The following is a 10,711-nucleotide window of genomic DNA, read 5'->3' as shown; positions in this document are numbered from 1 at the left end:
GGATCCCTCCGGGGTTGTCACGGGCCTTGGTTCCCGTTCGTCTGAGCAGGCGCCGAAGCGTGCGCGCCTGGCGGTTGGAGCTGGACGGAGAACAGGCCGGAGTGCTTCAGGAGCGAGAAGTCTTCGGCGTTGACGGCGGCGATGATGGAATCGGCTGTGTAGCCGGACTGGATCAGCTGGCTGATCGTGGCCGCCTTACGCCCCTGGATCTCCGCGCTGTCCCTGGCGTCCTCACGGAGGAACGGCACGTCTCGGGCGTCATACCAGAGCCGTGTCGCCGGCGGTGTCGGGACGATCTGCTGCAGGCTGCCGGCTGCGTTCTGCCACAGCGGGTGCATGGTGCCGTCGGCGAACCGGCGGCGCGCCTGCGAGTAGTTCCCCGCGTTAAGCGAGGACCCCTGCAATCCCTCGGAGAAGCCGACCACCGTGACCGGCACCCCCGCGGCCGCCGCCAGCCGGGTCTCTCCGCGGCCCTGGGTGGCGGAGAACGACATCTGCTGGAAGTCCGCACCGACCACGGTCACATCGGCCCCGCCGCCCAGGAACAAGCTCTTGTAGGCGTTCTCCACGCCCCTGTGCTCCACGTTGAACAGCTCCTTGAACTTCTTGAACTTCTCGACGTCGATCGACGCGTCCAAGGAGACGACCAGGTTCGGGGTGGCGCCGTTCTCGAAGAACTTCCGCTGGTGCCAGCTCATCAGCTTGTCGTTCTGCAGCTCCCTGATCACAGGGGTCAGCCAGGACATGCCGCGGTAGGTCGCCAGCGGGTCCGGGTACGGGGCGAAGTGCGCGACCTCGTCGGGGAGCAGCGGAATCCCACCGTCGCCGAACCCCAGCCCGCCTTCCTCGTACAGGTAGCCGATCCGGCGGTACCCGAGAATCCCGCCGCGGAACCGGCGGGGTTCCAGCACGATTGACACCCAGTCTGGGCGGAGCCGCACCAGTTCGCCGTTCACCTTGGTCAGGTAGGCGTTCCCGGCCAGGTCTATGTCCAGGATCATCGACGTGAGCAGGTCCTGCGTTGTCCCGCCGGTCCAGGGCGTCTCCAGCAGCGCCAAGTCGGCGTTGCCGAACAGGTCTCCTGGCCGGCCGCTGGACAGGCGCTGGAACTGGAAGCGGATCGCGGAGAACACCAGCATCCGGACGGCCATCAGCGCGAACACTGGCCCGTTGGACGCGTACGCCGCGGTGGCGTACCCGGTGAGGTCGTTGGGGATCCGCTCGGCCTGCCCGCCGACGAGGGTCTGCTGGATCCCGAGCCCGCCGTAGGTGTTGCCGTTGAACATGAACGACTGCAAGGCCAAGGCGTAGTCGTCGATGGTGTCGATGGACCGCGCCTGACGGCGGGACGCGACCGCGCGCTGCAGGAGGTTCACCGGCCGCCGCCCGGCTTACGGAGCTCGCCCACCTCGACCAGCAGCAGACATGACACGGCCAGGAGCCCACCGCCGACCATGAGAGCCGCAGCTACATCGACCGCCATGCCCAGGCCGACGCATCCGACCAGGCACCCGACGGCGTAGCCTAGGCGCGCCCATGCCAGCCGTGACAGACGGATCACCGCGGGCCTCCCGTTCTGCTTGATCACACCCACGCGGCCCACGGCTCCACGGACTCCTCTTCGATGTGGCCACGCGTCGCGAACCCCCACGCCGCCTGGGTCACCGCCACGAGCGGGCAGATGTCCACACTGGCGGCCTTGGAGTCCCACGCCTTCGCATCGCCGAGCGGCCGGGTCACCGCGCCGGCCACCGCCGCGTCGAGGGCCGGATGCGGCAGTACCCGGATGGTCGGGTCGCCCTCCTCGGGCATCACGCCGTCGACCAGCTGGCCGAATGCGTGACCCACCTCACGTGCGGTCGGCTTGGTGATCTCCAGCTTTGCGACCTCGCCGTCCGGCTTCTTGGCCTTCACCGCTTCGAGGTCCGCGATCAGCGACCCCGCCGGCGACCCGGCGTCCACCACCCACGCGCACGGCTCCCACCGCTCCTGGAGCTGCTTGGCCCGCTCCGGAACCCACTTCGTCCCTGCCCGGTAGTCGATGACCTCCAGGTGCAGGAGACCGTCAGCGCGCCGCCCCGCCGCGGCGATGGCCGCCCAAGAGCGGTCAGGCGAGACGTGGATTGCGAACGCGACCTTCCCGACCGCCTCGCTGTGCTCATCGGCGACCGCCCGCCACTTCGCCTCAGGAATGACCGCCCACTGGTCCGCGGCGTCCGACGGCCAGTTGCCCACACCCAGGCGCTCACGGGCGAAGCCCTTCACGCCCATGGACGCGTGCTCGCGGGCCACATGCTCGACGGAGATGCGGATCCCGAGCGCGGGGTTGGCTTTCGCCCACGCCGCCTCGGAGTTCGGGTCATCGTGAACCGTACAGAGGATGCGGCCGTTCTCATCCCGGGCGCACTGGTCGGTGTGCGGGTCGATTGACCACTCGGCGTAGAACAGCGACGGGTCGTCGCCCCGGATCCCACGCTGCCGCACCCGGCCCAGCTGGTCACATGGGGCGATCGTCTTGTCCCCGGGCGACGAGCCGTACCACAGTTGCGGGTTCGGGCGTGCCGACATGGTCGGCATGAGCGCGTCCACGCTGGAGTCCGGCAGGTTGTAGGCCTCGTTGAGGATGACGCAGTCGCCGGAGAATCCACGCCCCGACCCAGTCGAGCGGGCCACGAAGCGCAGCCGCTGCCCCGTGAGGAGCTCCACGCCTTCCTCGCCGTGCGAGGTGCGGACCCGCTTCACGCGCCGGCGGAACGCGTCGGTGTTCTCCAGGAGGAACAGGATCCGGCGGAAGTGCTCCTGGGCTGTCTTGAACTCGTGCGCGGAATGGAGGATGAGCTGCTCACCAAGCAGGAACAGCCCGCCTAGTTCCCGCGCCTCGAACAGCGCGTCCTTGCCGTTCTGCCGGGACACGACGACGCCGCACTCGAACGCCGCCCACCTGCCGTCCTCGCGTTCCCCCAGGCCGTGGTGGAGGCAGAACTGCTGCCACGGGTCGAGGACCAGACCTGCGGTCGCGGCGAGCTCGATGACCTCCTGGCCGGCCGAAGAGACGTACGGCGGAATCGACGAGATCCGCGGCGTCTGAACGCCCAGCATGGTCGCAGTGGTCATGCGCGCTGCCGCCGCTCCTCGCGGCGCGCCTGCAGCTCGTCCACCGGGTCGCCTTCCTTGGCCTCCGGAGTGGCCAGCTTCGCCAGTTCGAGCAGCGTCGAACGAAGCTGCGCGTGCAGCATCGCCGCCGCGGCCGGGCGCACGTCCGGCACGGACAGGCGTTCGGCGAGGTCCAGCGCGGTCGCGGCCATGCCCGAGTCCTCAGTGATCCCCCATCGGCGGAGGTCGGCGCGAACGGCCGCGACCATGCCGCCCTCAACGTGACTACCTTCCGTCACCACAGCCTCCTCACGCTCTGTGACCATGGAGCTGGTTACGCTGGGTGACTCATCACTTTGGGCGGTGGGGAGAGAAAAGGGCGACTGGGCGCAGGGTCACCCGGCCTGTCTGGTTCCCGTTGGAGGGGTGCCCCCCTGCCCCTTGAAAGCCGACCGGCTGTGACCTGCGGTTATGTCCGTCTTGTTGGTGTGTTTTGTCGTGGTGTGCGTGACGGTGCGTGGTGGGGAGCGTGGCTGCTGTGGCTGTGGTCACTGTTCGTCACACGTTCGTGTGTGCGTTGCGTCACCATGACCGTGATGACTGCGCTTGCGTTGACGTTGTGTGATCACGGTGGGCGTACCAGCGTTGAGCTACAGCGACCATCGCGTGTGGGCGCATCGTGCGGATGCGTTGCATGACGACGTCGCGGCCTGGGTCGATCTCGACTATGTGTGCGTCGTGGTCTTCGTAGCGTGCTCGCGCGTGCTCGGACGGGATCGAGTGGATGACGTACACGTCGACCGTGTTCGTGTGGTTGAGCGCTTCTGTGACAGCGGCGGCCCGGGCCCGGTAGGCCACGTCCCGCAAGACCTTGGGGTGGGCGTTGAGGTCGGCCCCTGGTGCTGTGAGCGCGGCGGCCAGGAGGTCGTAGTCGATGACGATGTCCCCGGGTTTCGCGTGCCCGCGGACCCAGGTTGACTTACCTGCTGCGGGTGGCCCGGTGATGACGTACAGGCCCACGGTCTCACCACGCCCGGGAGTTGCGGGCCGGCGGCGCTGCGGGGCGGTCGCCTTTCTCCTGGTTGCATTTGCGCCCGCAGGTGGGGCACCCGGTCACGCCGTGGGCGGGGCGTAGGTAGCGCGGGTCGCAAGGGTCGAGCCCGAGCGTTTCCAGGGTCTTGAGGGCGGGCTCGTGGTCGGCGTCGGTGGAGCCGTCGTGTCCGCATAGCCAGCAGATGGTCGACTCGGCGAGGAGTTGGGCGCGAGCTCGGCGCCAGCGCCTGCCTGATCGGCCTTTGCTGCGCGGCACAGCGTTAGAGGCCGAGGGCGGGGTTCGCGGCCAGGATGACGAGCAGCACCGCGACCGCGAGCAGTAGGAGCGGCCAGGCGCGTTCGATGGCGGACCAGACGCCGACGACGAGGGCGAGGATCAGGGCGGCGGTGAGCACGAGCCTCCCCCTTCCATGGTCAGGTGGGTCGGGTGCGGGTCTTACCGCAGCGGGAGCAGCGTTGGGTGCGGACACGCCCGATGGTTTCGACGGTGACCCAGTGGTGGAGGTGCACGGCCGGTGACCCCCGCTAACGGCTGTTCGATATTGTTCGAATGTGGAGCCGCAGCGTGTACGCCCGTCGAACTGGCCGGACGACCTGAGCGTGGTCGGCGGGTGGGTCGAACCCCTAGGAGAGCAGGTCGACCGGTGGACGATCACCGCAGTGCACGCCCGGTATGTCGCCCCGGCTGTGACCCGGCCGTACGTGGACGGGTGGGGGCGCGAGTCCGCCACGGTGGTGAGGCCGGAGCTGCGGGCCTACCTCGTGGACTTGGCCGGCCGGTACGCGCTGCCCGACATGGCGGGTGTGCTGATCTACCAGACGCCCAAGCGGTGGTGGATGCTCCGGGAAGCGGACCCTGAGACGCTCCAGCGGTACGAGCAGTACCGGGTGGGTCAGGCCGCGGCGGAGTAGGACGCGCGCAGGGCGTCACGCGCCTCAGGTGTGGCCGGCACGGTCTGGCCTCGGTGGATACACGCCTCGATCGTGGCGAGATCGGCGTAGTCGTACAGGACTCCGTCAGGGCCTGACCATTTGCGCACCCGGTAGCGGGTGGCCCACGAGTAGATCGTGCGCGGCGCCTTGCCGAGGCGGGCGGCAGCCTCGTTCACGCTCACGGGTTCCGGGCGGGTCATGGTCACCCCCGGCATGCGAAACCCCCGGCGCCGTGGCGTCCGGGGGCGAGGATCATGCGATCGTACGGTGCCTAGTTTGCGCCCTGGTCAGAGAGTTGCGCAAGTTGTGGCTGCTGCTCGTCCTCTGGGGGTGCGCTCAGGACGGCGTGCGGCTTGCGGTACTTCTCCGGCAGCGCCAGCGTCTTCAGGCCCAGGTGGAGCGCGCGCAGCCGCATGTTGGTGTCGTTCGTCAGGACCCGCGTGCCCGCCTCGGGGTGGAGTTGGTCGAGGTCGGCGGCGCACATGAGGATGCGCCAGTCGGCGTCCATCGCCGCCCGGTCGCGGACGGAGTCGATGGCGACCTCCAGCGTCGCGCTCTTCGCGAGCGGCACCGCCGCCCCGGGGTCGGACCCGGTGAGCCTTCGGTCCAGGTAGCGGATGGCCTTGGCCGCGCGCTGGGCGAGGACGCCGTCGCCGTACTTCTGCCGGTCGAGCTCGTCGATGACAACGATGGGCACCACGAGGCGCACCGCGGCGGCCTCGATCCCTTGCTCGGCCAGTACACCGCGCCAGTCGATGTCGCCGGGCTGTGCCCACCACACCAGGATGTTGGTGTCCACGACGACCGGCAGGCCCGGTCGCGCCGCGAGCGCCTTCACCTTCCCGAGCTCCTGCTTGGCAGCCTCAAGGACCTTGAGCTGCGTGGCGGCTTCGCGGGACGTAGCCTGCGTGAGGTTCGACGGCGTCGCGCTGCCCTGGAAGATCTGCCAGTACGTCGGTGTGAGCAGGCTGGCGGCAAGGTCGGGCTCGGCGAACGACTGGGCCAGCAAGGGAAGGGCGTTGCCCACCGCCCTCAGGTATGTAAGCCACAGCTCCTCGTGCGGCTGTCCCGACCGGGCGTCCGTGATCTGGTCAATGGCGTACTGGAGGTCCTTCTCGGCACCCTCCAGGGTGCGTCCCGCCTTGATTCTCATGGCGATCATCGTCCCAGAACGGCGAGGCCACCCAGACGGATCGTCACCGCCCCCGGTCATGACGCCTCGTGCGCAAGTTCGGCGGCCTCCTGAGCGGCGGCTTGCTCGTCGAACTCCCGGTCGTGCTCCTCCTGCGACATGAGCCGGCCGCAGACCCGGCATTTGAAGTAGCCGTCGTCTTCGCGGCGCATGCGGACCTCGCCGCAGCGGGGGCAGCGGACGGGGCGGTCTCCTACTGGGTCGGACTTGGTGAGCGCACGCAGTCGTCGCTGCCACGCGAGGGTGGCCCTGCCGAACTGGACGCTGCCGGGGTGGGTGAGGATCGCGTCGAGCTCGTCCAGCAGCCACGTTACCGACAGGCGGCGGGCGTGCCCGTTCCGTGCCCGCTGGGGGCGGGCGCCGTACCCGCGGTAGTCCCGCCAGTCGTCCTCAACCTTGACCAGGGCGCCGTACAGCTCGTCCAGGGTGTCGCCGATTGACGACGGGGACGGCGCGGACGCGCCCTTCACGGCCGGGCCGGTCTTCCCGTGGCGTGCGCCGGCTCCCCTGTGGCCGTCGCTCACGGCCGCGAGGAGCGAGGCGAGGTCGTCCAGCTCGGCCAGGGCGGCGCGGATGAGTCGGGCGCACCGGCCGCAGAACACCGGATCCCCCCAGGTCACCGCCTCGTCCGGCTCCTGAGGCTCGACCGGCCAGCGGAGCGGGACCCTCCATTCGGCCATGGCGGTGGTGTGATCCTCCATGGCCTGGTCGTAGGCGTCCCACGCCTCGCGGGCTCGCCGGTTGCACGGGCCGGGGCAGGTGTTCGCGTCTATGGGCATGTGCCGGGCTCCTCCGGGTTGGTACCGTGCGGGGAGACCCCTTGTGGCGATGAGGTGTCGGGATGGGCGGCTCCCCCAGATGTGCAGTCAGGGGGAGCCGCTTCGCGTCTGCGGGTCTCGGGAATCCCGGGGTTTATGAGTGCGTCCCGTAATCACCGCAGTTGGGGTGATTACGGTCAGTCGTAGTCGTAGCGGTCGGGGTCGAGGTCTTCGCCGGCTACCCAGGAGCCGACCCGGAGCCGGGCCCGGCGGACCCGCGCCTGGGCGGCCCACCGGACGCGGCGACGCCACGGGATGACGACCGGGGGCCGGGTGTCCGGGATGAGGCCGTACTCCATGGCGAGCTCGTTGCTCATCGGGAAGTAGGCCGCGATCTTCTTGACCTCGATCCGTGGTCCTTCGGCCGTGGCGGCTGGGCAGTCCTCGTCCATGCGTTCCGGCTGGCAGTGGACGCAGAACGACGTGCTGCACCTGGTGCATCGGGGCCCGGCGCACCCCCCGCCGCTGTAGGCGGCCATGAAGGTCTCGCCCCACTCGGCGAGCTCGAAGTCGTGCTTCACCGTGTCGGGCTCCTTCGGCACGAGTTGCGATCCACCCACCGGGATGGCTGGTCGAGGGCGATCGCCCCGCAAGCGCACCGGTAGACCCGCAAGCCCTTGTCGAGCGCTCGGGTCTGCGGGCGGCACCGGTGCCACCAGCGTGGGGTTGGTGCGTCGAACCAGGGGATGCCGTCGGCGTGTTCGATGGTGAGGTCAGGGGTGGAGTTCGGGTCGACGACCCACGCGGCGCTCAAGGTGTCGGCTCCTCCTGAGAAGGAGCCCCGGACTCGGCTTCGTTCCACTCGCGAAGGAACTCGGCGAGGGCATCCCGGATGACGCGGGCGTTGTCCACCGTCAGGTGGGGACTCGGGTTCTCGTCGCGATCGTTCTTCGCGAAGATCCAAACGCAGTCCTCGGTGGCCAGGCTCGACTCCTGTACGGACACGCGGGAGCCGTACCGGTCGGTGACCTCGGCGTAGATGCGGAACCCGCGGGGCGTGTACTTCCGTTCCGCGTCAGGGGCCGACGCGGTGTCGAGCCACACAAAGCGGGTCGCGCCGTTGTGCCCGTGGATGGCCTCGGCGTCGTCGAGGCGGTCCCAGTGGACAGCGGAGGGGCGTGGGCCTCTCCAGCGTAGGTCGGCGGTGCCGTCGGGCCACAGAACGCCGTCGGCGACGATGCCCGTCCCAGAGACGCCGGAGATATCTTGGTCGCGGTGGAGCTGGAAGCGGCGCGGCTCGGTCATCGGTTGCCTTCCTCGGTGGTGGTGGTGGGGTCGTTGTAGGCGCTCCAGTTCACCGGCCCGAACCGCTGGTCGAAGTCCTTCTGCATGTAGATCGACAGGTGCCCGCCCTTGATCCGCTTGGCGAACCACGCCAGCGCCTCCGACCATGCAGGGGCGTCAGGTGCGGTGCTGGTCTTCAGGTGCTCCGCGAGCGTTTCGGCGATTTGGCGGCACCAGGCTTTGGCTTCGATCTCCGCCTTGACGATCCGGTCTTCTGTCGTGAGCTGCTGCTCGTCAGCCATGGTTGGTCTCCTCGGTGGTGGTTGCGGGCGGGAAGCCGCCCCCGGACTGCTCCCAAACGGGCTGGTTGCATACGCAGGCCACGCGCCGGACGTAGAAGCCGACGGGGAGTGCTGCAGCGTGCGCGTTGGCCTCGCTGGCGTGGTGGTAGCCGCTGACGGGCTGGCAGTCGCGGTCGAGGACGACCCAGCAGCCCCCGTCCCAGCCGTGGTTACTCATCGGCCCCGCCTCCGGTCTGCTCCTCGGAGACGGCACCCGGACCGTCCAGCACGGCGATCCACGTCCGGCAGGGCCAGAACGTCATGCACGTGCCGCACCAGGGCCCGTGCGGGCTGCTGTCATCGCGGGAGTGCAGCTCCCGAGCGCGGGCGAGGGCGGCCTCGGCCCTCTCGGCGCGCTCCAGCTCCGGGCCGACGACGCCGAACACCGCGTCGAGGATCTCCAGCCACCCGTCGGGGTCGGCGTCGCTGATCTCCAGGAGGCGGTCGGCTACCCGTTGGCGAAGCGCTGAAATGGCCCCAGAGCCGTCCGACCATCCGGTGATACCAGGAATCCCCTCTGCGTCGCCCTGAGGGGCCTCTGAGGGCCGCACAGAGGGCATTGCGTCCGACCGCTCCCCCACAGGGAACGCCCCACGGGCGATCGTCATGCACCTGCCGACCGCGTCCACCCCGTACGTGGTGTGGTGCGCGACGGCGACTTCCCGCGTCCACTCCCACACCGGGACGAGCTGGCGGGCGATGTGCTCAGCGATGAACGGGGCGGCGGCCTCCGTGACGCGGTGGGCCATCGTGCGGCTGGGGATGTGTCCGCGCGGTCCAGCAGCGCGCCGGACGGCGCGCACGGCTGCTTGGGCCGCGTCTACGGCTTCCGCTGGGATTTCAGGCATCGGCGGTCACCTCGTTGGCGACGGGCAGCAGGACGGTCGCGTGGCAGTGGTCCGGCTCTCCCTGGTTCGGGAGCGGGCACCAGCACGCGAGGTCCCGGCCGCCGAGCTCGCGGCGGATCTCCTCATCGCTTGGGTAGGCGAGCACGTCCGTCCACCCTGGGGTCGGGTTGCGTCGGACGATCAGGTACGTCTCGAAGCGGGCCGCGCACTCCTCGCGGGTGTAGCCCTGCTTCGTCGTGAACGGGTTGCCGAACCGCGTGCTGCGGTCGACGATCACGGCCCCTTTGGGGAGCCGCCAGCCCTTCGTACGTCGGCGCTGGATCCGCTCAGGCATTGGCCACCGCCAGCGCTCCAGCGGTCTCCGGGATGCTGGGGTACTCCCTCGGGAAAGCCTCGGGCCATTCGGCGGAGTCGTGGCCTTTGCGGTCGGAGCAGCCCCATTCCTTCGCCAGGACGGCCCCGGCCTGCTTCATGAAGAACGCAACGTTGGCGGCCTGGCACTGGTCGCGTAGCGATCTGACCCAGTCGGGGTGCATGGGCCGCGCGCCGGGACCGGACTCGCCGCCGACGATGACCCAGTCGATCCCGTCATGCCAGTACGGCTTGGCCGGAACGGACTTGGCCAGGTCCACCGGGCCAAGCAGCGGCTCGCAGGACAGGAAACGCACGGCGGCGGGGGTTTCCAGCAGGGCGGGGATGCGGAGGTCCGCCCACTTCTGGTCCTCGACGGAGACGCCGAGCCAGACGTTCGGTAGCGGCATGGAGGGCCACATCGAGACTGCTTGTGCGCCGACGCCAGGAGCACGCTTGTCGACCTCGCCCCACACCTTCGCTACGAAATGTCCGCTGTTGAGTAGAGACCGCATCCGTCCATGCCGCTTGGTGAGGATCTGGTACGTGTGCTGCGGTGTGAGGGCCATGAGGGCGAAGACGCGGGCGATGTAGTCATCCGGCACGTCCTTGTGGAACAGGTCGCTCATCGAGTTGACGAAGATCCGGCGCGGCTTCTTCCAGCGGAGCGGCTGGTCCAGCTTGTCCGGGCGAAGCTGGACGTCGAAACCGTTCTCGAAGTAGTGCCCCTTCGTGCCGCGCCACCGCTCGGCGAACGTCTCGGCGTAGCAGCGGTCGCAACCAGGGCTGACCTTCGTGCACCCGGTCACGGGATTCCAAGTCGCGTCTGTCCACTCGATGCTGCTGCGGTCGCTCATG

17 protein-coding genes are annotated in these 10,711 nt (G+C 69.3%); 1 reads left to right on the top strand and 16 read right to left on the bottom strand.

Translation table 11 applies throughout. The features are described from left to right. Positions 1 to 17 precede the first annotated feature (17 nt). The 6 genes from N5079_RS19745 to N5079_RS19720 all read right to left on the bottom strand — a co-directional run bounded on the left by N5079_RS19745 (position 18) and on the right by N5079_RS19720 (position 4,541). Positions 18 to 1,376: a phage portal protein gene (locus N5079_RS19745; protein WP_261585408.1), complete on the bottom strand. Its 1,359-nt coding sequence runs from the start codon at positions 1,374 to 1,376 to the stop codon at positions 18 to 20. Then, on the bottom strand, positions 1,373 to 1,561 hold the full coding sequence (locus N5079_RS19740) for a hypothetical protein (RefSeq protein WP_261585407.1): 189 nt from the start codon (positions 1,559 to 1,561) through the stop codon (positions 1,373 to 1,375). Before N5079_RS19740 ends, N5079_RS19745 begins: the two co-directional genes overlap by 4 nt. A gap of 23 nt (positions 1,562 to 1,584) precedes the next feature. Next, on the bottom strand, positions 1,585 to 3,114 hold the full coding sequence (locus tag N5079_RS19735) for a hypothetical protein (RefSeq protein ID WP_261585406.1): 1,530 nt from the start codon (positions 3,112 to 3,114) through the stop codon (positions 1,585 to 1,587). Further along, a complete protein-coding gene (locus tag N5079_RS19730) occupies positions 3,111 to 3,392 on the bottom strand; it encodes a hypothetical protein (RefSeq protein WP_261585405.1) in 282 nt (93 codons plus the stop codon). Before N5079_RS19730 ends, N5079_RS19735 begins: the two co-directional genes overlap by 4 nt. 283 nt (positions 3,393 to 3,675) lie before the next feature. Continuing rightward, positions 3,676 to 4,113 carry an ATP-binding protein gene (locus tag N5079_RS19725; protein WP_261585404.1) on the bottom strand — a complete coding sequence of 146 codons (438 nt, stop codon included), beginning with the start codon at positions 4,111 to 4,113 and terminating at the stop codon, positions 3,676 to 3,678. A 293-nt stretch (positions 4,114 to 4,406) separates the two neighbouring features. Continuing rightward, entirely contained in the window at positions 4,407 to 4,541 is a 135-nt protein-coding gene (locus N5079_RS19720) for a hypothetical protein (protein ID WP_261585403.1), read from the bottom strand. A gap of 157 nt (positions 4,542 to 4,698) precedes the next feature. Between N5079_RS19720 and N5079_RS19715 the strand changes: the two genes are divergently transcribed. Next, on the top strand, positions 4,699 to 5,058 hold the full coding sequence (locus N5079_RS19715) for a hypothetical protein (protein ID WP_261585402.1): 360 nt from the start codon (positions 4,699 to 4,701) through the stop codon (positions 5,056 to 5,058). Here N5079_RS19715 and N5079_RS19710 read toward each other — a convergent pair. The 10 genes from N5079_RS19710 to N5079_RS19665 form a co-directional block, all read right to left on the bottom strand. Beyond that, a complete protein-coding gene (locus N5079_RS19710; RefSeq protein ID WP_261585401.1) occupies positions 5,040 to 5,279 on the bottom strand; it encodes a hypothetical protein in 240 nt (79 codons plus the stop codon). The genes N5079_RS19715 and N5079_RS19710 overlap by 19 nt on opposite strands. Before the next feature lie 71 nt (positions 5,280 to 5,350). After that, positions 5,351 to 6,232, bottom strand: a complete 882-nt coding sequence (locus N5079_RS19705) for a PIN domain-containing protein (RefSeq protein WP_261585400.1) — start codon at positions 6,230 to 6,232, stop codon at positions 5,351 to 5,353. Positions 6,233 to 6,288: 56 nt separating this feature from the next. After that, on the bottom strand, positions 6,289 to 7,050 hold the full coding sequence (locus N5079_RS19700) for a hypothetical protein (protein ID WP_261585399.1): 762 nt from the start codon (positions 7,048 to 7,050) through the stop codon (positions 6,289 to 6,291). Between the two features lie 176 nt (positions 7,051 to 7,226). Beyond that, positions 7,227 to 7,631: a hypothetical protein gene (locus tag N5079_RS19695; RefSeq protein WP_261585398.1), complete on the bottom strand. Its 405-nt coding sequence runs from the start codon at positions 7,629 to 7,631 to the stop codon at positions 7,227 to 7,229. Positions 7,632 to 7,839: 208 nt separating this feature from the next. Beyond that, positions 7,840 to 8,334, bottom strand: a complete 495-nt coding sequence (locus N5079_RS19690) for a hypothetical protein (RefSeq protein WP_261585397.1) — start codon at positions 8,332 to 8,334, stop codon at positions 7,840 to 7,842. Further along, complete coding sequence (locus tag N5079_RS19685) at positions 8,331 to 8,615, bottom strand: hypothetical protein (RefSeq protein WP_261585396.1); 285 nt, start codon at positions 8,613 to 8,615, stop codon at positions 8,331 to 8,333. The genes N5079_RS19690 and N5079_RS19685 overlap by 4 nt, the downstream gene beginning before the upstream one ends. Then, entirely contained in the window at positions 8,608 to 8,832 is a 225-nt protein-coding gene (locus tag N5079_RS19680) for a hypothetical protein (protein WP_261585395.1), read from the bottom strand. Before N5079_RS19680 ends, N5079_RS19685 begins: the two co-directional genes overlap by 8 nt. Then, positions 8,825 to 9,502 carry a hypothetical protein gene (locus N5079_RS19675; protein WP_261585394.1) on the bottom strand — a complete coding sequence of 226 codons (678 nt, stop codon included), beginning with the start codon at positions 9,500 to 9,502 and terminating at the stop codon, positions 8,825 to 8,827. Before N5079_RS19675 ends, N5079_RS19680 begins: the two co-directional genes overlap by 8 nt. Further along, entirely contained in the window at positions 9,495 to 9,836 is a 342-nt protein-coding gene (locus N5079_RS19670; RefSeq protein WP_261585393.1) for a DUF4326 domain-containing protein, read from the bottom strand. Before N5079_RS19670 ends, N5079_RS19675 begins: the two co-directional genes overlap by 8 nt. Beyond that, on the bottom strand, positions 9,829 to 10,710 hold the full coding sequence (locus N5079_RS19665) for a DUF5131 family protein (protein WP_261585392.1): 882 nt from the start codon (positions 10,708 to 10,710) through the stop codon (positions 9,829 to 9,831). The genes N5079_RS19670 and N5079_RS19665 overlap by 8 nt, the downstream gene beginning before the upstream one ends. Position 10,711 lies beyond the last annotated feature (1 nt).

It is taken from the genome of Planotetraspora sp. A-T 1434 (assembly GCF_025420585.1).
Taxonomy (GTDB): Bacteria; Actinomycetota; Actinomycetes; order Streptosporangiales; family Streptosporangiaceae; genus JAOEGB01.
The sequence above is the reverse complement of the archived record's forward strand: the minus strand, read 5'-3'. Positions and strand labels throughout refer to the sequence as shown.